Source organism: Phytomonospora endophytica (assembly GCF_014202425.1).
Taxonomy (GTDB): Bacteria; Actinomycetota; Actinomycetes; order Mycobacteriales; family Micromonosporaceae; genus Phytomonospora; species Phytomonospora endophytica.
The window spans coordinates 65,687-87,429 of record NZ_JACHGT010000003.1 but is presented as its reverse complement, the minus strand read 5'-3'; the positions used below and the strand labels follow the sequence as shown (position 1 = coordinate 87,429).

The window sequence follows — 21,743 nt, the reverse complement described above, 5'->3', positions numbered from 1 at the left end:
AGGCCTTCGATGTCCACGCTCCTCCAGCCCACGCCCGACACCGGCGTGCCCTACCGCGTCCGGTGGGCGATCACCGACGCCTGGACCCTGACCACCCGCGAGACCTCGCACTGGCTGCGCCAGCCCTTCGAGATGGCCGTCGGGCTGCTGTTCCCGATCATGTTCTTCCTGATGTTCGGCTACCTCATCGGCGGGGACATCTCGGTCCCCGGCGGTGGCGACTACCGGGAGGCCCTCATCCCCGGGACCCTGGCGATGACGATGATGTTCGGCGTCGAGACGACCATGACCGCGATGGCCGCCGACACGCAGAAAGGCGTGACCGACCGCTTCCGCTCCATGCCGATGTCGGCCTCGGCGGTCGTGATGGGACGCGCCACCGCCGACCTGTTCCAGTCCGCGCTGAGCCTCGTGGCACTCGTCCTGTGCGGGCTGCTGACCGGCTGGACCTGGCACGACGGCCTGCCGTCGATGCTCCTCGCGCTGGTCCTGCTGCTGTGGCTGCGTTTCGCGATGCTGTGGATCGGCGTCTGGCTCGGCCTGGTCATCCGCAGCACCCAGGCGACCGCGTCGGTACAGATCCTGGTCTACCCGCTGGCGTTCCTCTCGAACGTCTTCGCCTCGCCGGAGTCGATGCCGGCGTGGCTGGGCGCGCTCGCCGAGTGGAACCCGGTGTCGGCGACGGCCGCAGCGTCCCGGGAACTGTTCGGCAACCCCGGCTGGGGCGGCGACTCGTGGGCGGCGGCGCACCCGGTCCTGCTGGCGGCGCTGTGGCCGCTGGTCATCACCGCGGTGTTCCTGCCGCTCTCGGTGCGCCGGTACCGGCGGCTCAGCCGCTGAAGCGGCCGACCGCCAGGGGGACCAGCCGCGCGGTCGCGGCGGCGAGCGGTTCGGGCAGGTCCCCGGCGGGCACCCACGCGAGGTCGAGCGACTCGTCGCTCACCCGCGGGGTCGCGCCGGGGGCGGCCCGGAAGGCGAAACGCACGTCGTGATGCCAGGCCTCACCGCCACCGCAGCGGGCCCGGTGCCGGTCGACGTCGATCGGTACCGGGTCGGCCTGGACGCCCGCGAGCCCCGACTCCTCGGCGACCTCGCGCAACGCGGCGGCCAGCAGGGTCGCATCGCCCGGCTCGATGTGCCCGCCGAGCTGCATCCACTTGCGGGCCTTGCCGTGCAGGCACAGCAGAACCTCGCTCAGGTCGTGCGAAACGACCAGGGCGGAGGCGGTCACGTGGGCTCCCGGATTGGCTTTGGCCAGCACCGCCGGGCCGTCGTCGAGGAGCACGACGGTGGCCTCGTAGGCCTCACGGGCCTCGGCATGCGGTGTCCAGCGGGACAGGCGGTCGCGTACGTCGTCGAACAGCACGCGACCGATCCTGCCCCACGGTGATCAGTTGTTCGGCGGTGCCCCGTACACGTCGTGGACGTAGGCGGTGAGGGCGTCGTCGTCGAGATGCGCGGCCAGGTCGGCCTCACTGATCATGCCGACGAGCTGACGGTTGTCGATGACGGGCACACGCCGGATCTTGCGGTCGCGCATGAGCGAGACGACCTCGCCCTGGTCGGCGTCGCCGCGGACCCACGCGAGGTCGCCGTTGGCGAGTTCGCCGGCCTTCATCTGCGCCGGGTCCCTGCCCTCGGCGATGCACTTCACGACGATGTCGCGATCGGTGATGATGCCCTTGAGCTTCTGGTCCGAACCACAGATCGGCAGCGAGCCGACCTGCCGGTCGGCCATCATCCGGGCCGCGTCGGCGAGGCTTTGTCCTTCGTCGACGCAGTCGGCGCCGGGATGCATGATGTCGCGAGCCGTGCTCATGTGCTTGACCTCCGGTTTCGGCGGCCACGCTGCGGGGACGGGGAGTCGCCCACACCAGGCTCCCACACCGTCGGCGGCGGCGGAGGGGGTTCGGTGCCCTCAGAGGTCGCGGTCGAGGCGCCCGCGGAGCTCCCGCAGGCCCTGTTCGGCGGCGACCCGCACGGCGGCCTCGCCGTCGTGCTCGGCGGCGCGCAGGGCCGGGGCGTGCTCGCCCTCGCCGACGGCGCCCAAGGCGCGAGCGGCGGCGGCGCGGACACGCGGAACCGGCTCCCGGTCCTCGCCCGTGAGGTCGGCCAGGAGTTCGGCGGCCTCACCGATCTCGCGCAGCCGGACGAGTTTCGCCGACATCTCGCGGACCCGCCAGGCCGGATCGTCCAGGCCCGCGACGACCGCCGCGGCGGCTTCGGGGATCCACACGTAGAGCAGTCCGCGCGCGCCCCAGACGCGCGGCCAGTAATGGTCCTCGCCGTCGGGCGCGGTACGGCCGAGTTCCCACGCCGCGACCCGGCCGCCAAGCCAGGCGAGCGGTGGGTGCTCCTCGTCGTCGCCTTCGACGCGGCCGGTCAGCAGGTCGCCGCACCAGGTCGCGACGACGGCCTCGCCGTAGTGGAGGGCGGCGCCAGCGAGCAGGTCGCGGGGGTGAGCGGCGGGATCCGGCGGCTCGGGTCGCGGCATCGTTTCCTCCCCATCGGGCCTCGCCGTGCCTTGACGGGCATGGCGAGTGCCATCACCTGTTGGTGAATTCCTCACCGTCGAGTCGTGACAGCACACACTATCGGCGCCACGGCCTCCGGAGACAGCATGGTCTCGACCCAGTGACGACCGGATAGGGGCGACATGGACGACAGATACGAAGCGTTCTCCATGGCGGATCCGCTGTTCTACGACGCCATGCACTCCGAGCAGACCGCCGGGGCCTCCTTCGCACTGGCGAGCCGGGAACTTCCCGAGGGCTGGCATCGCTACGAGCAGGACGACTGGTTCGTGTTCCACGCCGACGGGGCCCGCCCGACGCCGGCGCAGGGCTGGAAGATCCACGCCTCGGCGGCCGTCGAGAGCGCCGAGAAGGTCCTCGAAGGCGTGTGGGAGTACTGCATGCCGCGCGGGATCGGCTTCAAGTTCCTCCGGTCGAGCGGTGCGCTCGCCGCGCGCGTCTCGAAGTACGCGCCCCGCGGCTACTCCGGGAAACTCGTCACGATCTACCCCGCCGACGACGCCCAGTGCGAGGAGATCCTCAGCGAACTCGGCGCGGTGCTCGACGGGACGCCGAACCCGTACATCCTCAGCGATCTGCGCTGGGGCGAAGGGCCGCTGTTCGTACGCTACGGCGCCTTCACCAACCGCTACGGCGTCGACGACAAGGGCGAGGTCGTACCGGTCATCGAGAAGCCCGACGGCACGCTGGTCCCCGACCGCCGCGACCCGGTCTTCTACATCCCCGAGTGGGTGACGCTGCCCGACTTCCTCGCACCCGCCTTCGCCGCGCGCGGCGCGGTTACCGTCGCCGATCTGCCTTACACGATCGAGAGCGTCCTGCACTTCTCCAACGGCGGCGGCATCTACTCCGGGCGCGACACGCGCACCGGTGAGCGCGTGGTCCTCAAGGAAGGCCGTCCGCACGCCGGTCTCGACTCGGCCGGCCACGACGCGGTCCGGCGCGTGGAGCACGAGCACGCGATCCTGACGCGGCTCGCGGGGATCCCCGGTGTGCCGAAGGTGCACGACCTGTTCTGGCTGGGCGAGCACCGTTTCATGGTGATGGAGCACGTCGAGGGCGACGTCCTCAGCCGCGCGATCGTGCTGAAGTATCCGCTGATCGACGCGACGGCCACCGACGCCGAGTACCTCGGGTTCACCGAGTGGGCGACCTCGGTGCACGCGAAGGTGTCGGCGACGATCGAGGCGATCCACGAGCGCGGGATCGTCTACGGCGACCTGCACCTGTTCAACATCATGGTCGGCGAGGACGGCGCGGTGTCGCTGCTCGACTTCGAGGTGGCGTCCACCGTGGAGTCGGGCACCCGCGCGGGCCTGGGGAACCAGGGTTTCGCGGCGCCGCGGTCGATGAGCGGGCTGGAGGCCGACCGGTACGCGCTGGCGTGCCTGCGGCTGGCCCTGTTCCTGCCGATGACGAACCTGCTGTGGCTGCACCGCCCGAAGGCCCGGCACTTCGCCGAGATCATCACCGAGCACTTCCCGGTCGATCCCGCCTTCCTCGACGCGGGTGTCGCGGTCATCGCGCCTCCGTCGGCGCCGGCCGAGGAGACGCCGGTGTTCGATACCGACCCGGCGGCCTGGCCGCGGCTGCGCGACCAGCTCGCCAAGGGCGTCCTGGCCAGTGCCACGCCCGAGCGCGACGACCGCCTGTTCCCCGGGGACGTGCAGCAGTTCGCCGTCGGCGGGCTGGGGCTGGCCTACGGCGCCGCCGGTGTCCTCTACGCGCTGGCCGCGACGGGCGCCGGGCGTTTCCCGGAGCACGAGGAGTGGTTGCGTTCCCGGGCGCTGAACCCGCCCGGTGGGACCCGGCCTGGCCTCTACGACGGCCTGCACGGCGCGGCCTTCGCACTGGAACGTCTCGGCCGGCGCCAGGACGCGCTCGACGTGGTCGACATCTGTCTGCGCGAGGACTGGGAGTCGCTCGGTCCCGACCTGTCGGGCGGGCTGGCCGGCATCGGGCTCAACCTCCTCGACCTCGCCGACCGCACCGGCGAGTCCGCGCTGGCCGAGGCCGGCATGAAGGCCGCCGCGCTGGTCGCCGCCCACGCCGACTCCCACGACGCCGAGGCGACGATCAGCGGCGGATCGCAGCCCTGGGCGGGCCTCATGCGGGGCCGCTCAGGGCAGGCGATGCTCCTGCTGCGGGCCTTCGACCGAAGCGGCGACCGCGGTCTCCTCGACGCCGCCGCCCGCGCGCTGCGCGCCGACCTGGCGTGCTGCATGGAACGGCCGAACGGCTCGCTGGAGGTCAACGAGGGCTGGCGCACCATGCCCTACCTCGATGTCGGCAGCGTCGGTGTCGGTCTCGTCCTCGACGCCTACCTGGCGCGGGAGGCCGATGAGGAGTTCACCACGGCGCTGGCCAAGATCGACCTCGCGGCGTCCTCGGCCATGTACATCCTTCCGGGGCTGTTCAGCGGCCGCGCCGGAATCCTGGCCTACCTCACCGCGCGCTCGGCCGCGCCGCTCACCGACGAGCGCGTGCTTCTCCAACTGCGCGGACTGCCCTGGCACGCGCTGCCCTACGGCGGGGGACTCGCGTACCCCGGGACGGGTCTGATGCGCCTGTCGATGGATCTCGCGACCGGCACCGCCGGGATCCTCCTCGCCGCCGGCTCGGTACTGCACGGCGAACCGGCCGGACTGCCCCTTCTGGACCCTCGCCCGGTCCCACGAGCACCCGCGTCTCCCGACGCGGGCAGTAGGTAAGAAACCCCTAACAAAGGAGCACATCATGGCCCTCCTCGACCTCCAGGGAATGGAAACCCCGCTGAACGTCACCGTCACCGGTGGCTCCAGCTCCAGCGGCCACAGCTGCCCGAGCAACCTGTCCGCGCTGCTGTGCGGCGGCACCTCCAGCCTCAGCATCACCCTCTGCCACTAAGAGGAGCGGTAGGCCCAACCGGCTCCGGGTTCTTCACCCGGAGCCGGTCACGTTCGCACGAGGGAGGCGACATGTCCGTCCACGGTTCCATCGTCCGGCGCGGCGGCGCCTGGCTGCCGGTGCTCGCGGTGTCCTCCCTCGGTGGGGCGGCCGTCTCGCTGGCCCTTCCGGCCGCGCTCGGCCGCGCGGTCGACGCCATCGTGGCCGGGTCGGGCGCGCGGGGCGCGCTGCTGCTGGTCACCCTCCTCATCGCCGCGGGTGTCGCCGCCGACCTGCTCGACACCTTCGCCGGAACCCTGTGCGTGGCATCGACGACGGTGTGGCTGCGCCGCAAGGTCCTCGGACACCTTCTCGACCTGCCGCCCGCGACCGCCGCTCGTTTCGACACCGGCGACCTCGTCAGCCGCGTCAGCGGCAACGCGCCACAGGCCGCGCAGTCGGGGATCGCGCTGGTCACCGTCGTCGCCGCGGCCGCGCCCCCGGTCGGCAGTCTGGTCCTGCTGGCCCTCATCGACTGGTGGACCGCCGCGGCCTTCCTCGCCGGACTCGGCGTCATCGCCCTCATGCTGCGCACCTACACCCGCCGCACCACCCAGGCCGTCGCCGACTATCAGCGCGTCCAGGGCGAGCTCGCCGGACGCCTCACCGAGGCCCTCGACGGGGCTCGCACGATCGCGGCGGCCGGGACCGTCGCCGCCGAACGCGAGCGGATCCTGCGCGGGCTGCCCGAGCTGCACCGGTTCGGGCGGATGACCTGGCGGGTCCTCGCGGGGACCGGCGCGAAGGCCGCGATCGTCGGGCCGATGGTGCTGATGTCGGTGCTGGCGGTCGGCGGTCTCGCCCTGGCCGCGCACCGGATCACGGCGGGTGAGCTGTTCGCCGCCGGGCAGTACGCGATGCAGGGCGCCGGGCTGGGCGGCCTCACCGGCGTGCTGGGCGGTCTGGCGCGGGCGCGGGCCGGAGTGCGGCGGATGGACGAGGTGCTGTCCGAGGCGCCCATGTCCTATGGGGACCGCGCGCTCCCCGAAGGTCCCGGCAGGCTCGAACTGCGGGACGTGACGGTCGACGAAAGCGGACGCCGGGTACTCGACGGCGTCACCCTCGACCTGCCCGGCGGGACGGTCGTCGCCGTCGTGGGGCGTTCGGCCGCCGGGAAGTCGACTCTCGCGGCCGTCGCCGCGCGTCTGCGCGATCCCGACGCGGGCACGGTGTCGCTGGACGGGGTTCCGCTCGACCGGCTCGATCGCGGCGCCCTGCGCGAGGCCGTCGCCTGCGCGTTCGAGCGGCCGGTGCTGGTCGGCGAGACCGTCGGCGACGCCATCGGACTCGGCCGCGGCGAAGGCTACGTTCGCCGCGCGGCCGAGGCCGCGTACGCCCACGACTGGGCCGGAAGGCTCCCCGACGGCTACGCCACGGCGCTCGACGCGGCTCCGATGTCGGGCGGCGAGGCGCAGCGGCTCGGTCTGGCCCGGGCGTGGGGTGCGCGGCGGGTCCTCGTCCTCGACGACGCGATGTCGAGTGTGGACACCGCCACCGAGGCGCAGATCCGGGAGGCGCTGACCCGCGACCACGGGGGGCGCACCCGCCTGATCGTGACCCACCGGGCGTCGACGGCGGCACGCGCCGATCTCGTCGTCTGGCTCGACGGCGGCGAGGTCGCCGGTCTCGGATCGCACGAGGCGTTGTGGGCCGATCCCGGTTACCGCGCCATCTTCACCGTCGGGGAGGACCGGGGATGAGACGAGAGATCTCCTACGGGCTGCGCTCGCTGCGCAGGCGCCCGCTGTGGATGTTCGCGTTGTGGTCGGTGCCGGAGGCCCTGCCGACGGCGCTGTCCGGGCTGGCCGTGGCGCGTGCCGTCGACGACGGTTTCCTCGCCGGGCGGCCGCTGGTCGGTGTCGCCTGGCTCGCCTCGGTGCTGGTCGCCGCGTGCGCCGGGGCGCTCGGTGCGCGCCAGGTCTTCGCCCGGCTCGGTGACCTGGTCGAACCGTTCCGCGACGACCTGGTCCGCTCGACGGTGGACGGAGCGCTCGACCGGGCGGTGCGGGGCAGGTCCGACGACGGCGCCCTGGCCCGCCTGACCCATCAGGTCGAGATCGTCCGCGACACCTATGCCGGGCTGCTCGTCCTGGTCCGTGGCTTCTGTGTGACCAGCGTGGGCGCGATCGCGGGCCTCGCCTCGGTGTCGCCGCTGGTGCTGATCTGGACGCTGCCGCCCTTCGCGCTCGGGCTCGGGCTCTTCCTGGCGACTCTGGGGCTGGCCGCCCGGCGACAGCGCGAGTACGTGCGCAGCGACGAGGATCTGTCCACGGTCGCCGGGCGGGTCCTCGGCGGTGCCCGCGACCTCGCCGCGCACGGGGCCCGCGACTGGGCGCTCGCTCTCGCGGGCCGTTCGGTCGACGCCCAGGCTCGCGCCGAACGGGCGCTGGCCCGTGTCGCCGCGCTTCGCACGCTCTGCTTCGCCGTCGGGGGATGGCTGCCGCTGCTGGCGCTGCTGGCCGCGGGGCCGTGGCTGGCCGCGCGCGGGGTGACGGCCGGCGCGATCCTCGGCGGCCTGACCTACGTCCTCATCGGACTACAGCCGGCCCTCGGGTCGCTGGTACAGGGGCTCGGCGGCAGTGGTCTGCGCTTCGTGGTGACCCTGGGCAGGCTGCTCGACACCGCGGCTCCTCCTCCACGGCCCTCGCCCGCCTCGGGCCGCCCGCGAGGCGGAGCCGTCAGCGCGCGCGGCCTGACCTTCGCCTACGGCCCGCACGCCGAACCCGTCCTGCGCGACCTCGACCTGGACCTGCCCGCAGGTTCGCATCTGGCGGTCGTCGGCCCGAGCGGGATCGGCAAGTCCACCTTCGCGAGCCTGTGCGCCGGGCTGCTGACCCCGGGCGCGGGCACCGTGACCGTCGACGGATCCCCCGAGCCCGCACCGGATCTGCGCGTCCTCATTCCCCAGGAGGCCTATGTGTTCACCGGCACCGTCGCGGAGAACCTGAGCTACCACTCCGCCGACGCGTCCCGGGCCAGGCTGGACCGGGCCGCCGAGGCCGTCGGGGCCGCCGGGCTCATCGCCAGGCTCGGCGGTCTCGACGCCCCGATCCGCCCGGCCGGACTGTCGGCGGGTGAACGGCAGCTCATCGCCCTCACCCGCGCCTACCTCTCCCCCGCGCCGCTGGCGATCCTCGACGAGGCGACCTGCCACCTCGACCCCGCCGCCGAGGAACGAGCCGAGAAGGCCTTCGCCGAACGGCCCGGCACCCTCATCGTCATCGCCCACCGGATCAGCTCGGCCGAGCGCGCCGGAACCGTCCTCGTCCTCGACGGCACCGGCGCGGTCTTCGGCGACCGCGCGACAATGCCCGAGCGCTCGCCGATGTTCCGCGAGCTGCTCGGGCACTGGGACGCTCAGATCCAGCCGGCGTCCTGAGCGATCCGGACCGCCTCGATGCGCGTGCGCGCACCGGTCTTCGACAGAGCGCGCGACAGGTAGTTACGGACCGTCCCCGTGCTGAGGAAGAGCCGGGCCGCTATCTCCCTGGTCGGTGCACCCCGGGAGGCCATGAACAGCACCTCCCGTTCCCGCTCGGTGAGGGGATTGTCGCGTGCGGACAACATGGCCAGAACAAGGTCCGGGTCCATGACCGGCTGCCCGCTGGCGAGATCCCTGATCCCCGCGATGAGCCGTTCCGGTGAGGCGTCGATCCCGATGAGGCCGACGCGCGGGGCCAGTGCGGCGATGACCTTCGCCGCCGGCGCCTTCCGCTCCATCAGCAGCAGCACCCCGCAGGTGGGCGCCGTCTTCCGCAGCAGTTCGCACAGCTCGTCGACCGGCGGGCCGCCGGTGAGGCCGGCGTCGAGCACCACCACATGCGGACGCTCGGTGATCGTCGTGGGCAAGACCTCCTCTCCTTTCGATCTCTCCGCGACGACGTCGAGGTCGTCTTCCTGGGACAGGACGGTCGCCAGCGCCGTCCGCCACAATGTCCTCTTTTGACACAGTAAGATGCGAATCAACATGCTTCCCGACTAACGGCCCCAGCTATTCTCATGACCTTGGCCGCACTTACATACCCTTCGCGTCGCCATTCAAGCCTCGCGAGAGCATGGGCATTTCCCTCTGAGAGTATTTGGCCATCTCCGAACAGTCAATTGCCGAATGCGCATTGACACGGCGTTTGGAATGGCATTCTCCGGCAACGATTCACAAGGTTTTTGGTTACGGCCAACGACTATCGGATAGCTGACAGATGACCGTGGACCTGCCCGTTTCCCACCCCACCGGGATCCGAACCCGCCTCACATCACTCGTTCGAGTGAAGCCGAGACAATTCCGAGCTCGTCGACTACATGTTTTCACAGCGACGACCAGGTGAACCGAAGCTCTTTTTCCACCAGCCGGAACGGGCCACGCGGCGTGCCATTCAGCGGATTACCCACACCCTTTCGATAACTGCAACAAACCTCTGGCGCGCACTGTTTCCACTCTCGCAAAGGTCGCCGACGCCCGCTGTTCGGGCGAGATCGGCCCACGGGGAGCGCGGGCGGCGTACTTTCATGGGCATGTAGACGGGTCTCCCAGGGACGGTGACATGCCAGCCGAACGCCAGACCGAGACGATCGACGGCCACGAGGTCTCCCTGTCCAAACCGGACAAGGTCATGTACCCCGACGCCGCCTACACCAAGGCCGACGTCGTCGGCTTCTACCGGCGGATCGCCCCGGTCATCCTCCCCCACCTGCACGACCGCCCGGTCACGCGCATCCGCTATCCCAACGGGACCGGCACACGGCCCTTCTACGAGAAGAACGCGCCCGCCGGGACACCCGACTGGGTCCGGCTGGCGACCCTGTCCACACCGGGGTCGTCGAAAGGGCGAGACACCGCCGACTTCCCCGTCGTCGAGGAGACCGCGACCCTCGTGTGGCTGGCCAACCTCGCCGCGCTGGAGCTCCACACGACACAGTGGATGATCGGCGACGACGGCGACGAACGCCTCCCCGACCGCCTCGTGGCCGACCTCGACCCCGGCCCCGGGACGGGCCCCGAGGACACCGCCGAGGTCGCGTTGCTCCTGCGCGAGCGGCTCGGGCGCGACGGCCTGACCGCGTACGCCAAAAGCTCGGGGAAGAAGGGCGTGCACGTCTGCTGCCCGATCTCGGCGACCCAGACCGACCTCGACGTGTCCGCCTACGCCAAGGCGATCGCCAAGGAGCTGGAGGAGGAACGGCCCGACCTCGTCACGTCCAACATGCTCAAGAAGGAGCGCGACGGCCGCATCCTCATCGACTGGAGCCAGAACAACGCCGCCAAGACGACCGTGGCGCCCTACTCGCTGCGCGGGCTCGGCGTGCCCACCGTCTCGGCCCCGATGACCTGGGACGAGGTCGAGACGGCCCGCGAACTCAAGTTCACGCCCGAGGAGGTCTTCGAGCGCGTGGACAAGGACGGCGACCTCTGGGAACCGCTGCTGGAGCGCGGACCGAAGGTACCCGAGGTCGAAGGACCGAAGCCACGCCGGAGGGCCGCACGCCCGCGGACGTGACGGGACACCGAGGGCGCGCCGGACGCGGACCGGGGCCGCGAACGGCAGGTGAAATGCCGCGACCTCACCGGTGTGCGGGCTCGATCGCGCGGCGGATGGGGCTTTCGCGTGGTGGTGGGCCTGGGCCCCGGAAACACGAACCCGATCGGCGGGCCCCGGCCAGGTGGCCGGGGCCCGCCGTCTATCCGTTCCTATCCGTTCCCGTTGCCTTTCGCCCGCCGGGCCTCAGCGGTCGTCCCGGTCGTCGTGCCCCTTCTGCCGGACGTAGATCTTCGGCAGCGTCACGCCGTTGACCGAAACCTTCAGCGTCGGGAAACTCCCCGAGCGGAACACGACGGTCCGCGTGTACGTGCCGTCGGTGTTCACCGGCGGCGGCTGGTGCTCCTTGACGTGGGCGAACACGCCGCCGTCGCGCACGGCCCAGATGACGGTGTCGTCGAAGCCCGGGCCGAGCCGGTTCTTGAACTTGTCCAGCGGCGTGACCGTGACCTTCACGGCCTTCATTCCGGGAGGCGCGTCCTTCAAGGTCTCCTTGCGGATGATCGAGGTATGCGAGCTGACCCCGATCGTCGCCAGCGTCGACTGGTCGAGCCGCTGGCTGAAGACGTTCCCCGAGGTGTCGACGCCCTCGACGAACAGCGTCCAGTTGTAGACGCCGTCGGCGTTCACGCGCGCGAAGGTGTTGGTGTACGTCCCGTCACCGTCGACGTCGTGCAGGATGTCGGTGCCGTCGACGAACAGTCCTCCACTGTCACCGGGGTTGCAGCGCGGCAGGTGGTGCCAGTCGTGCTTGGCCAGCAGCGCCTCGATCAGCGCCGCGCGACCGCGCGAGCGGTCCTTCGGCGAGCGGATCTTGCGCTTGTTGCGGTCGATGTCGTCGGCGTCGAGATCGGCGAGCATGCCACCGAGGCCACCGTCGGGCGCGTCGAGCACGGCGCGGACGGTCGCGCCGGGCAGGCGCGCGAAGTCGTGCCGGATCCGCACGGCGAGGTTCATGTCGTCGCCGGTCCGGTAGTCCTTCTGGTCCAGCGTCAGCGCCGACTTCACGTGCAGGTCCTCGAAGGCGATCACGTCGGACGACGTGGGCGTCACCGCGAGCGGCTCGGGCACCCCGGCGTTGAGCCGGCGCACGCGCCAGGTCTGCGATCCCGCGCCGAAGGCGCTCGCGTTCGGCACGCCGATGTAGTGGTGTCCCTCGAAGGTCTGCACCGGGATCGGCTCCACCACGAAGGACGAGCCGTTCCAGCGCGCGATCTCGACCGTCGTCGGCGTCACCGGAGAAACGGTGATGTCGCGCAGCACGGCGACCCCGAACTTGTCGGCGCTGGTGGTCGTGAAGAACACCTCGTTCTGCGGCGACGGCGGCTGCACCGGGTTCGGGTCCTGGGTGTAGCGGGCCGTGAGCTTGTTGATCTCCTGGGAGATCTTCAGCATCGTGGTGAAGCGGTCGATGAGTTCGCCGACGGTCACCGCGGCGGCGAAGTGCCCCTTGGCGACCAGGCTGTTGAGCACGGTGTTGTTCGGCGCCGAGCCCAGCCCGATGGTGAACAGGTTGAGGTCCGGGTGCGTCGCGATCGGGTTGATGTCCGGGATCGCGGGCAGCGCCGAGGGCGCGATCCGCTGCGCCCAGGTCATCGGGTTGGCCGGGTCGGCCCCGGGCCCGATCTTGACGGTCCCGGCGTTCTCGTCGCCGTCGGTCAGCAGCACGACGGTGTAGCGGGCGTCGGCGGGCAGGCCGCCGTTCTGCAGGATCTGCAGCCCGAAGGCGAGTCCATCGCCGATCGGCGTGCAGCCGCCCGGGTTCCCGAAGATCGTCGAGCCGATGTTCGCCGCGACCTGCTCGGGTTTGTCGAGGCCCTCGACCGCGGTGATCAGCGGGTCGACGGTCCCGTTGACCGGCGGGCGCGGGTCGCGGAAGACACAGGCGCTGTCCTCGAAGACGGTGATGCCGATGGCGTCCTGCGGGTCGACGTTGTTGCGGAACTCGCCGAAGAGGTTGACGAAGATCCGCGCGGCCGTCTTGGCGTTGTCCCACCGGTGCTCGGCGGACATGCTGCCCGAACGGTCGAGCACCAGGACCGCGCGCTGCGGCCGGGCTTCCAGCGTGGTGTTGAAGGTCCCGCGCGCCGAGAGGAAGTCCGGAGCGTCGGGTGTGATCCCACCGTGGACCACGTCGACGGTCATCGGGACCGGCGTCGGACCATAGACGCCGGGCAGCGGCGCCGGGGCGAGGGATGCGTCGACGAGCTGGTAGGTCTGGCTCGGCAGCGGATCCGAAGGCAGGCCGATGATCGCGATCAGCCCGGTGTGCCCGAACTCGTAGGTCGGGCTCGGCGCCGGGAGGACGAGGTCGCCGCTCGTCGCCCGCACCACGGTCGGTGCGGCGAGCGGCCCGACGGCGTCGTCGGCGGTCAGCGTGAGCAGCTGCTGCTCCAGCAGGTTCGGCGTGAGCCCGTTGAACGTCGCCACCGGGTCGCAGACGAGCCGCACGACGGTGGAGTTGAAGGCGTTGTCGACCGAGAACGACCAGTTGATCGGGTTGGTCGCGCGCACGCGCAGCTCATAGTGCTCGTTGAGGATCCCGGCCTCGGACGGGTCCTGGATGTTGCAGGTGAGCTGGGTCGTGCCGCCGCCGGTGAAGCGGTTGACGCTGACGTCGCGTCCGCTGATCGTGGTGTTGTCGACGACGCCGTCGGTCATCGCGTCGAGGTCGATGCTCGCGGCCGGCGCGCTCACCCGGCGCAGCTCGATCGACAGCCCGGCAGGCGCCGGGTCGGGGTAGCTGACGGTGAAGGCGCGCGGGATGTTGTTGAAGTCGAGGATCGAGTTCACCACGAAGGCTTTCGACCCGGAGATGGAGTAGGCCGCTACACCTGGAGTGTTGGGGCTGATGGCGGGCATGATGGAGCCTTTCTGTGGGCTAGATGGCGGTGACGATCCGCTTGGCGAAGAGGTCGAAGTTCCCCGCGCCGGGGCGGTCGCTGCGCCACAGGACCCAGATGCCCTGTCCCGGCACGAGGACCGGGTGGGGGTTCTGGTCGTTCGCTGGATTGGAGATGACCTGCTGTGCGGCACCCCAGACCCCCGTCGCGGGGTCCCGCCGGCGCAGGAAGATCTCGTTGAGGGAACCGGTCACCGGACGCGTGGCCAGCAGGAAGCAGCTGCCCTGCGCGTCACGGACGGCCGCGGGAGTGAGATCGGTGTCGCTGTTGGGAATGGTGACGACGGCGCCGGTCGCCCAGGTGCCGCCGCCCGAACTGACGACCTTCAGCGCGGTGTCCTTGTACATCACCATCGCCTCGGTCCCGCTGATGCCGAGCACGAACGGGTCCGATCCGGCCAGGGGCGCGCCGACGACGTGGTCGACGGCGGTCCCGGCCGGTGCCGCGGGGTTGAAGCGCAGCAGGTTCATCGTGTTCCCGGCGGTGGTCACGTAGGCGACCCAGACCACCCCGCCGGCGGCGGCGGCGTGCAGGCCGCCGGCCACCCCCGCGGTGGCGTGCAGCACCACCGGGTTGGCGTCGACGAACGTGTTGTCGGTGTGCCGGTAGCGACGGAAGGACCACGTGCCCGTCGCGGCCTGCCGGGTGAAGACCGTGACGATGTCGGCGACGAGGACCGCGAAGGGCGTCTCGTCGGCGCTGCCCGCGGTCGCCGCGACCGGCTGCTCGACGGCACCGGGAAGCCCGGCGAGGTTGGCGCGCTTGAGGACCACGTCGGTGGCCGCACCGCCGATGGCGCCGTTCTGGTAGGCGACGACGAACTCGCCGTTGGGCAGCGCGACCGCGGTCGGCTCTATGTGCGTGACGCCGCTGGTCACCGCCGCGGCCGGCGCGAAGCCCAGTTCGGGCGCGGCCAGGTCGAGGCGGGCCGAGAAGATCTGGTTCGTGCTGGCCACGCGCGGGGAGATCCAGAACGCGGTCAGCCCGTTGAGGGTGTCGACGACGAAGGCGCGGCGGATGGTGTCCGAGCCCGGCGCCGGAGATACCGACAGGTCGGCGGTGGTGGGCAGCTGCCCGGCGAGCAGGGCGTTGATGGCGTCCCGGAAGCTGATCGGCGGGCGCCCGGTCCCGCGCCGGTATTCGTAGGGGTCGACGCCGAGCATGTCGCTGACCAGGTGCGAGGGCGGCGACAGCAGACGGCGCTGCCGGCGGTCGACGATGTGCCCGTCGGGGATCACGTCGACGCCGGTGAAACGGTTGATCTGGGCGAGCTGGCTGTAGGAGTGTCCGGGCAGGCGCGGGCCGATGGAACCTTCGGGGTAGGCGCGCACGACCCATTCGCGGCGGGTGCGGGCGCAGGTCTCGACGCCGAGCCCGGCGTGGACGAGGGACGGATCCTCGTCGGGCGTCACCAGGCGCTCCCACACGTCGAGCTCCACCAGGACGCGGTGGTCGGAAGCCGGTGTGGTGAGGGCGGCGATGACGGGAACGCCGAGCCGCGCGGCGAGCGCGGCCGAGCCGGGCTGGCTGGTGTGCAGCGGCTGGGCGGTGAAGGCGACGTCGGACTGGATGATGACGTCGAGTCCGTCCACTATGTAGCGTCCGACCTGGCGCAGCGCGGCCTCGACGGGCGGCAGCGAGCCGCCCGGTCCCTGTGTACCGGCGCGGATGGTGAAGCTGTTGGACAGCCCGCCGGTGATCAGGTAGCCGTCGTTGCCGTCGGGGACGCCGTCGCCGACGAACCACTTGAGGAAGGCCCGCAGTTCGAACTTGCGGATGTCGTCCAAGGTGTTCACGTCGGCGTCGACGATGGACACGCCCTGCTGGAGCCGGACGTTGACGTGGGCGAGCAGCGGATTGAAGGTGCTCGGCGTGATGGTGGCCATGGATCGGCTCCTCGCGGATCGTTAGAACACCAGCCAGATGGTCCGCTCCAGCGTGCTGGCGGGGTCCTTGGCGATGGCGGGGTGTGTGCGGTAGTTGATCAGGACCTGGACGTTGTTGAGGCGTGCGACGAGCCCGAACTCGCGCAGGGTGCTCGTGGCGTGGAAGCCGTCGGGCCAGGCTGGGATGCCGGGGCCGAGGGTCGCCTTGAGCTGGAGCGTCCCGGTGGGCTGTGCCGAGATGGTGCCGTTGGTGGGGTTGATGAACTCCAGCTGGAGTTGCGCGCGGGGCACGAGGTGCGGGTGGGCGTCGACGAGGCTCGCCTGGTTGGGCGAGGGCTGCGGCGGTCCGCTGGTGTCCCAGGCGGGGAGCCCGGCGCCGACGGCGAGGCCGAACACGCCTTCGGTGATGGTGGGCGCGCCGCGGACGAAGCCCGCGAGCAGGCGGCGGCAGTCGCCGACGATGGTGTTGCGCACCCAGCCGCGATCCCACACGCACCGCCCGGCGGCGTCGTAGAGCACGTCCCGGAACTGGCCGTAGAGGCCGTCGGTCGGGTGCTCGTACTGGTCGAGGTTCTGCATGGTTTCTCTCCCGGTCACTGCAGCGGTGGGTGGTGGGTGCGCCAGCGCAGGCTGGTCAGGTCGGCGGAGTCGGCGGTGACGCCGGTGGCGGCCGGGTCGGGCGGTGGCGGGGTCGACAGGACGGCGCTGCCGAGGACGGCCCAGCCGGGGAGGACGACGGCGCTGGTGTCTCCCATGGGACCGAGCCGGTCGATGTCCGGGTGGACGTCGGTGAAGGTGTCGATGAGGTCGGCGGCGGCGGTGTAGACGTATTCGACGTCGGCGCGGGGCGCGAGCCAGACGACGGCCCGGACGTTGAGGGGCAGGAAGCGGTGGAGGACGGCGCGGACGCGTTCGGCCATCTGCTCGTCGAGGAGTCCGGAGACGGGCTGGGTGAGGTAGAGGCCGACGGTGCCGCGCGTGTAGACCTCGTTGTCGGCGAGGGGCTGGCCGGTGAGTTCGCCCGCGGGCCGGTGGGGCGTGTAGGAGACGAGGTCGTCCCATGCCTGGAGGTTGCGGAGGCGGTCGAGGTCGCGCAGGACGATCGTGGTGCTTCCGGCGTAGCGGCGCAGGGTTCCGGTGTCGGCGGCCCGGCCTGTTCCGGCGCGGGAGTGGGGCACGGAACGGTCGCTGCGGTGGAGGAGCCACTGGGCTCCGCCGACGGTGACCGGGGTGGGCCAGGTGTCGGCGTTCGCGCCGGCGGTGACCTCGGCCGCGGCTCCGCCGACGGGGATCGACCAGATGTCGGCGCCGCCGGTGCGGTCGGATCGGAAGAACACCCGCGGTGGCAGGGCGGGCCGGGTGGTGATCGCCGGTTCGCGGTCCCCGGCGGTGCCCGCCGGGGGCGTCGGGGTCAGTTCGGTCTCGGCGCTCCAGGGCCCGGCCGAGGGCCGGTTGCGCTGGCGCAGCGACCATCCCTGCTGCGCGGGTCCGTCCTGGCGGGCCCAGACGGCCCAGACGCGGCCGTCGGGGTCGCGGGCGAGTGCCGGTTCGCGGCTGCTGACTCCGTTTCCGGTGCTGAGGGCCTCGTCGCCGGCCCAGACCGCGCCGTCGAAGCGGACGGTGCGGACCTGCCAGGCCGAGCCGTCGTGGCGGGCGTAGGCGAGACGGGCGCCGGTACCGTCGCCGACGGCGGCCAGGTCGGTGTAGAGGCTTTGCGGCAGGCCGGGTATGGGCTGCGGCTCGGTCCAGTCGATGCCGTCGCCGAAGTCTCCGGTGGCGCTGGCGTTGCCGGGTCCGAACCCGAGGGCCGCGGCGGCGCTGGAGTGGAGCAGGTCGATCTGCAGGCGGGCGTCGCCGCCGGTTCCGGGCGACTCCAGTCGCAGGGCGCCGCCGGGCGCGGCACTGGCGACGACGATCCCGGCGAGGCGGTCGTTGAGGACGGCGAGGACGTCGGTGATCGAGGGCGCGTCGGGGTTGGCGAAGTCGGTGCGCGCGAACTGGGCGGCGTGCCCGCGGCCGGCGGCGTCGCGCAGCATCAGGTAGGAGCCGTGCGTGATCGGGAAGGGCGTGCCGCGTACTCCGGTCAGCACGGCGGGGGTGGGCGTGCGCGGTGTGCCGATCGCGCTGTGGATCCGCGCGCCGGGCAGGCCCGGTCTGTCCACCCAGCTCAGCAGGATCCGTTGCGGCAGGCCGGGTCCGCTCGGCGGGAGTGCGGCGGCGGCCGGTTCGCCGCCGGCGAAGAGTTCGGCGGAATCGCCCCAGCGGCCGCCGCGGTAGGGCTTGTGGTGGATGCGCTGGAGCGGTTCGGCCGGGAGGTAGGGCGAGGCGTCCGGTGAGGCGACGGGAACGCCGAGCTCGCCCGGCACGGGCGGCCGTGGGAAGGCCATGCCGGCGACCGCGCGGCGGGCGGCCCGGTCGTCGGCCGGTCCGAGCGGGTCGGCGACGGTGTGGAAGACGCGGAAGGAACCGGCCGGGTCCGCGACGACGGACAGCCGTCCGCGCGGTGCACCGTCGAGGCTGACGAGGCTCGACTCGGCGGCCTCGACGCGCAGCGTGCCGCCGTGGGCGTCGAGGCGAAGGCGCCCGCTCGGCAGGGCGGTGGCGGTCAGGTCGCGGTACTGGCGGTTGAGCGCGGCGGCGACCTCTCCGGCCGTCGCGGCGGACAGGTTGAGGGCGTCGTCGCGGGTGAATCGGGCGGTGACAGGGCCTTCGCCGTCCGTGCTGACCGTGAGTTCCATGCCCGGCCGCAGCGCGAACGGCTGGGTGAGCGTGCCGGTGACCGTCGCCAGCCCGGCGCCGGTGTTGGGCGGGGCGAAGCCGAGCAGGTCGGCGGCGTCGTCGGCGGCGAGCCATCCCCCGGCGGTCTCGCGCAGCGCGAAGAGGTTGCTCTGGGCGGGCTGGTTGCTGCGGTTGATGTGCTGGGCGTACTCGGCGATCCTGATCTGCCACCCGGTGTACCGGGTGACGATGGTCCGCAGGTTCGGGACGGTGCCGACGGTCCGGTAGAGCACCGGCGCGGCCCGGACCTCGTTGCGCTGCGAGTAGACCGGCAGGGTCCGGTCGGTGCGCCAGTCGAGGAAGTCGGCCAGCAGCGGCAGGAACTCCGGCTGCACCCGGTCGATGTCGTGGAGCTGGCGGAGGGCCTCCGCCGTGGAGCGCATGAGCGCGACCGGCGCGGTCGCCGCGGCCAGGAACCGGCGCAGCTGTCCGGCCCCGCGCAAATCGGGCGGGAGGACCCGCAGGGCCTCCTGCACGGCGGGGTCGAGCAGGCGGATCTCGTCCGGCCGCAGTGGCACGTCATCACGTTGGTGGACGGCCGGCAGGAGCCGGTAGAGGCTTTCGGCCATGCCGTATCCGTCGGTGGCCAGCGCGCTGGCCCGGGCGCCGTCGCCGCTGTGGTACTCGGCGCCGTCGAAGGCGAAGACCGTGTAGTAGTACCGGGTCAGCGGCGTCAGTCCACTGTCGACGAGCCGGTCGACGACCGGGCGGCCGATCCCGTCATAGACCACGTCGCCGTCGTCGATGCCGCCCGGGAAGCTGCGCTCGCGCCGCACGACCCGCACCGCCGTGAGGAAGCCGCCGTCGAAGGCGGAGACCGGCGGGTTGGTCCAGCTCAGCTCGACCGCCGCGCCCAGCAGGTGCGGGCGGGCGCTCGCACCGGTGGGCGCGCGGGTCGGGGCCGCGACCGGGCTCATCGGGCCACGCCCCCTTCGATGACCAGCCGGATGATCTCGGGATACCCGGCGCGGGCCAGCTCGAAGGGCTCCAGCTCGATGACGCCGTCGGCGTCGACCGCCCCGTCCTCGGTACGGCTGAACTGCGTGACGGTCAGCGACGCCACCTGCGGCAGGCTCTGCAGCGCGTCGTAGAGGCGGCTGAGATAGATGGGCTGTCCGAAATCGACGGTGTCGAAGGCGATCAGCGCCGCGGCGGCCTCGGTGACGGCGTCCTGGACGTCGGTCTGGAGGTAGTAGGGCTCGGCGCGGACCGTCGCCGAGAGGTAGATGTCGGCCGGGTCGGGCCCGAGGACCCGCAGAACGCTGGTGGCCATGCGGGAGGACTCGAAGGCGGCGAGCAGGTCGCGGCGCAGCAGCTCGGGCGGCTGCTCGACGCGCCCGGCGGGGGCGACGTAGAGAAGCACGTCGTTCCAGTTGAGGGCGACGGCCCGGGCCTTGCCGACACCGGGCGTGCGCAGCGCGAGCTCGACGTAGTCGTCGGCGGTGACGGCCCGGTCCTGGGCGCGGTACAGGCGGGGCGCGAGGGTGCGGGCGGCGTCGATGCTCTCGGCCTCGGTGCCGCCGGTGCCTCCGGCGGGGGCGGTGATCGCGCGCAGTTCGCTGACCGAGGAGGTGAAGGGCGTCCCCGGTGGGACGTTGCCGAGGATCCCGCCGCCGACGCGGTAGGTGGCCGAGACGACGACCTGGTCGAGGCCGGACCCCCCGCGCGGCGGGATCGCGCCGTTGAGCCCGTCGCCGAACAGGAGCGAGACCGCCCCGTCGGCGTCCCGCTGGACCATGAAGCAGCGTTGCACCGGTGCGGCGGTGGCCAGTGTGCGGACCTCGCGCCACTCGGTGGCGCCGCCCGGTCCGGTGACCGTCACGACGATGCTCCCGGCGATCACCGGGCCTTCGCCGAGCCGGTACAGCTGGTTGGCGGAGCCGTCGGAGACCCCGAGGACCTCGGCGGTGACCGTGCGGCCCTCGACGACGCTCACCGGCAGGAACCAGCGCAGGTTGCCCTCCAGAACCGGGCCGAGGACGGCGTCGGTGAGGGTCGTCGCCCGCGTGGTCTCGAACTGGACGCGCTCGGCGGTGCTGGTCAGCGCCTGCACGGCGGTGCCGGCCGGGATCGTGAACGGCAGGGCCAGTCCGGCGTCGACGGCGACCGACAGCTCCACCGTCGCCGGGACCGCGCTGCGCAGCTCGAAGCCGAGCAGCCGCAGCAGCTGCACCAGCGACTCCGGCTCGTCGCTCGTCGACGGGAACAGCTGCGAGGCGATCCGCGACTGGTAGTAGAGCGTGATGTCGCTGGCGTAGGCGAACAGCTCGATGAGCAGGACGCCGAGGTCGTTCTCGGAGTGGTCGGTCCACTCGGGGAGGGTCTGCCGGGCGATGTCGAGCATCGACTCGCGCAGGGCCTCGTACCCGAGATTGGTGTAGTCGATGGGGAGCCCGCGTACCTCGCTCATGACGACCTCGGCAGGGTGAGCGCCACCTGTTGCGCCGGCTCGGCGGAGTCGAGGGCGTAGTCGAAGGTGACGGTGAGTTCGGATTCGTTGTGCGCCAGGCGGACCGGCGTGACCAGCCGGGCCTGCGGGAGGTGGTCGCGCAGGGCCTGCTCGATTTCGCGGCGGATGAGACTGCGCAGCGTGTGGTCGTTCGGCTGCTGGAGCCGCTGCTGCACACCGCCGCCGTAGCCGCGCCGCAGGACGCGCTCGCCGAGCCTGGTCGACAACAGGTGGCGCAGGTTCTCGGCGATCTTGTCCGGCCCGGAGGTCTGCCCGACCCGGCCGCCGACCACCCGGAACGGCACCGACATGCCTCGCAGCACGGTCATTGCACCCGCCCCCTCAGCACCGTGGGTGCCGCCGGGGTCGAACCCGGGACGGTCAGCGCGGCGATGGCGCCCTTCAGCGTCGTGCCGCTCGCCGGAACCAGCGGATCCCAGGCGGCGAAGGCCGCCTTCAGCCCCTGGTCGAAGGCGCGCAGCTGCTCGACCTCGCCACGCAACGCGGTGACGAAGGCCCAGAACACCGGGTCCTGGACGGCGGCGGTGATGGTCTCGGCGTCCGCGGTGAGGATGCGCCAGACCCCGTCACCGAGGGCGTCGAAGTTCGGTCTCACCTCGGGCTTGTCCACATTGGAGCCCACCGGCGGGTCGAGCGTGTCGAGATGCGCGCGCATCGCCTCGCGCAGTTCGGTGGCGCAGATCGTCTTGTCCGGCCCGAGACTCATGACCGCC

The 21,743-nt window shown here is 71.9% G+C and carries 17 protein-coding genes; 6 read left to right on the top strand and 11 right to left on the bottom strand.

What is annotated here, in order from left to right:
• Positions 1–9 precede the first annotated feature (9 nt).
• Positions 10–840: an ABC transporter permease gene (locus tag HNR73_RS06675; RefSeq protein ID WP_184786422.1), complete on the top strand. Its 831-nt coding sequence runs from the start codon at positions 10–12 to the stop codon at positions 838–840.
• Here the strand turns inward: HNR73_RS06675 and HNR73_RS06670 are convergent.
• From HNR73_RS06670 to HNR73_RS06660, 3 genes are all read right to left on the bottom strand, one after another.
• Entirely contained in the window at positions 830–1,375 is a 546-nt protein-coding gene (locus tag HNR73_RS06670) for an NUDIX hydrolase (RefSeq protein ID WP_184786886.1), read from the bottom strand. The genes HNR73_RS06675 and HNR73_RS06670 overlap by 11 nt on opposite strands.
• Positions 1,376–1,390: 15 nt before the next feature.
• The gene (locus tag HNR73_RS06665) at positions 1,391–1,819 is read right to left on the bottom strand and encodes a CBS domain-containing protein (RefSeq protein ID WP_184786421.1); all 429 of its coding nucleotides are present in this window, start codon (positions 1,817–1,819) and stop codon (positions 1,391–1,393) included.
• Between the two features lie 99 nt (positions 1,820–1,918).
• Positions 1,919–2,494 carry a HEAT repeat domain-containing protein gene (locus HNR73_RS06660; protein WP_184786420.1) on the bottom strand — a complete coding sequence of 192 codons (576 nt, stop codon included), beginning with the start codon at positions 2,492–2,494 and terminating at the stop codon, positions 1,919–1,921.
• A 162-nt stretch (positions 2,495–2,656) separates the two neighbouring features.
• Here HNR73_RS06660 and lanKC point away from each other — a divergent pair, with 162 nt between their 5' ends.
• From lanKC to HNR73_RS06640, 4 genes are all read left to right on the top strand, one after another.
• Complete coding sequence (gene lanKC / locus HNR73_RS06655; RefSeq protein WP_184786419.1) at positions 2,657–5,245, top strand: class III lanthionine synthetase LanKC; 2,589 nt, start codon at positions 2,657–2,659, stop codon at positions 5,243–5,245.
• Between the two features lie 25 nt (positions 5,246–5,270).
• Complete coding sequence (locus tag HNR73_RS06650) at positions 5,271–5,420, top strand: SapB/AmfS family lanthipeptide (protein WP_184786418.1); 150 nt, start codon at positions 5,271–5,273, stop codon at positions 5,418–5,420.
• Between the two features lie 71 nt (positions 5,421–5,491).
• Complete coding sequence (locus HNR73_RS06645; RefSeq protein WP_184786417.1) at positions 5,492–7,159, top strand: ABC transporter ATP-binding protein; 1,668 nt, start codon at positions 5,492–5,494, stop codon at positions 7,157–7,159.
• Positions 7,156–8,838, top strand: coding sequence for an ATP-binding cassette domain-containing protein (locus HNR73_RS06640; RefSeq protein WP_184786416.1), 1,683 nt, complete (start codon positions 7,156–7,158; stop codon positions 8,836–8,838). Before HNR73_RS06645 ends, HNR73_RS06640 begins: the two co-directional genes overlap by 4 nt.
• Here the strand turns inward: HNR73_RS06640 and HNR73_RS06635 are convergent.
• Complete coding sequence (locus HNR73_RS06635) at positions 8,817–9,308, bottom strand: response regulator transcription factor (protein WP_239121997.1); 492 nt, start codon at positions 9,306–9,308, stop codon at positions 8,817–8,819. The two genes, HNR73_RS06640 and HNR73_RS06635, sit on opposite strands and share 22 nt — an antisense overlap.
• A gap of 692 nt (positions 9,309–10,000) precedes the next feature.
• On the opposite strand from HNR73_RS06635, the gene ligD reads away from it, so the two are divergent.
• Positions 10,001–10,954 carry a non-homologous end-joining DNA ligase gene (gene ligD / locus HNR73_RS06630; protein WP_184786414.1) on the top strand — a complete coding sequence of 318 codons (954 nt, stop codon included), beginning with the start codon at positions 10,001–10,003 and terminating at the stop codon, positions 10,952–10,954.
• A gap of 225 nt (positions 10,955–11,179) precedes the next feature.
• Here ligD and HNR73_RS06625 read toward each other — a convergent pair whose 3' ends face one another.
• From HNR73_RS06625 to HNR73_RS06595, 7 genes are read right to left on the bottom strand one after another with little or no spacing between them, the layout of a single operon-like run.
• Positions 11,180–13,855 carry a VWA domain-containing protein gene (locus tag HNR73_RS06625; protein ID WP_184786413.1) on the bottom strand — a complete coding sequence of 892 codons (2,676 nt, stop codon included), beginning with the start codon at positions 13,853–13,855 and terminating at the stop codon, positions 11,180–11,182.
• 19 nt (positions 13,856–13,874) lie between these two features.
• The gene (locus HNR73_RS06620) at positions 13,875–15,782 is read right to left on the bottom strand and encodes a DUF6519 domain-containing protein (RefSeq protein ID WP_184786412.1); all 1,908 of its coding nucleotides are present in this window, start codon (positions 15,780–15,782) and stop codon (positions 13,875–13,877) included.
• A 21-nt stretch (positions 15,783–15,803) separates the two neighbouring features.
• Positions 15,804–16,361, bottom strand: coding sequence for a hypothetical protein (locus HNR73_RS06615; RefSeq protein ID WP_184786411.1), 558 nt, complete (start codon positions 16,359–16,361; stop codon positions 15,804–15,806).
• 14 nt (positions 16,362–16,375) lie between these two features.
• Positions 16,376–19,477 (bottom strand): phage tail protein, encoded by a 3,102-nt coding sequence (locus tag HNR73_RS06610; protein ID WP_184786410.1) that lies wholly within the window; start codon positions 19,475–19,477, stop codon positions 16,376–16,378.
• The gene (locus HNR73_RS06605) at positions 19,474–20,970 is read right to left on the bottom strand and encodes a baseplate J/gp47 family protein (RefSeq protein ID WP_184786409.1); all 1,497 of its coding nucleotides are present in this window, start codon (positions 20,968–20,970) and stop codon (positions 19,474–19,476) included. Before HNR73_RS06605 ends, HNR73_RS06610 begins: the two co-directional genes overlap by 4 nt.
• Positions 20,967–21,338 (bottom strand): GPW/gp25 family protein, encoded by a 372-nt coding sequence (locus HNR73_RS06600; protein WP_184786408.1) that lies wholly within the window; start codon positions 21,336–21,338, stop codon positions 20,967–20,969. Before HNR73_RS06600 ends, HNR73_RS06605 begins: the two co-directional genes overlap by 4 nt.
• Positions 21,335–21,736: a hypothetical protein gene (locus HNR73_RS06595; RefSeq protein WP_184786407.1), complete on the bottom strand. Its 402-nt coding sequence runs from the start codon at positions 21,734–21,736 to the stop codon at positions 21,335–21,337. The genes HNR73_RS06600 and HNR73_RS06595 overlap by 4 nt, the downstream gene beginning before the upstream one ends.
• Positions 21,737–21,743: the final 7 nt, after the last annotated feature.

Excerpts from the sequence above, each read along its gene's own strand:
- HNR73_RS06675 (WP_184786422.1), top strand. The coding sequence starts at position 10 with ATGTCCACGCTCCTCCAGCCCACGCCCGACACCGGCGTGCCCTACCGC.
- HNR73_RS06665 (WP_184786421.1), bottom strand. The coding sequence starts at position 1,819 with ATGAGCACGGCTCGCGACATCATGCATCCCGGCGCCGACTGCGTCGAC.
- HNR73_RS06660 (WP_184786420.1), bottom strand. The coding sequence starts at position 2,494 with ATGCCGCGACCCGAGCCGCCGGATCCCGCCGCTCACCCCCGCGACCTG.
- lanKC (WP_184786419.1), top strand. The coding sequence starts at position 2,657 with ATGGACGACAGATACGAAGCGTTCTCCATGGCGGATCCGCTGTTCTAC.
- HNR73_RS06650 (WP_184786418.1), top strand. The coding sequence starts at position 5,271 with ATGGCCCTCCTCGACCTCCAGGGAATGGAAACCCCGCTGAACGTCACC.
- HNR73_RS06645 (WP_184786417.1), top strand. The coding sequence starts at position 5,492 with ATGTCCGTCCACGGTTCCATCGTCCGGCGCGGCGGCGCCTGGCTGCCG.
- HNR73_RS06640 (WP_184786416.1), top strand. The coding sequence starts at position 7,156 with ATGAGACGAGAGATCTCCTACGGGCTGCGCTCGCTGCGCAGGCGCCCG.
- ligD (WP_184786414.1), top strand. The coding sequence starts at position 10,001 with ATGCCAGCCGAACGCCAGACCGAGACGATCGACGGCCACGAGGTCTCC.
- HNR73_RS06625 (WP_184786413.1), bottom strand. The coding sequence starts at position 13,855 with ATGCCCGCCATCAGCCCCAACACTCCAGGTGTAGCGGCCTACTCCATC.
- HNR73_RS06620 (WP_184786412.1), bottom strand. The coding sequence starts at position 15,782 with ATGGCCACCATCACGCCGAGCACCTTCAATCCGCTGCTCGCCCACGTC.
- HNR73_RS06615 (WP_184786411.1), bottom strand. The coding sequence starts at position 16,361 with ATGCAGAACCTCGACCAGTACGAGCACCCGACCGACGGCCTCTACGGC.
- HNR73_RS06610 (WP_184786410.1), bottom strand. The coding sequence starts at position 19,477 with ATGAGCCCGGTCGCGGCCCCGACCCGCGCGCCCACCGGTGCGAGCGCC.
- HNR73_RS06605 (WP_184786409.1), bottom strand. The coding sequence starts at position 20,970 with ATGAGCGAGGTACGCGGGCTCCCCATCGACTACACCAATCTCGGGTAC.
- HNR73_RS06600 (WP_184786408.1), bottom strand. The coding sequence starts at position 21,338 with ATGACCGTGCTGCGAGGCATGTCGGTGCCGTTCCGGGTGGTCGGCGGC.
- HNR73_RS06595 (WP_184786407.1), bottom strand. The coding sequence starts at position 21,736 with ATGAGTCTCGGGCCGGACAAGACGATCTGCGCCACCGAACTGCGCGAG.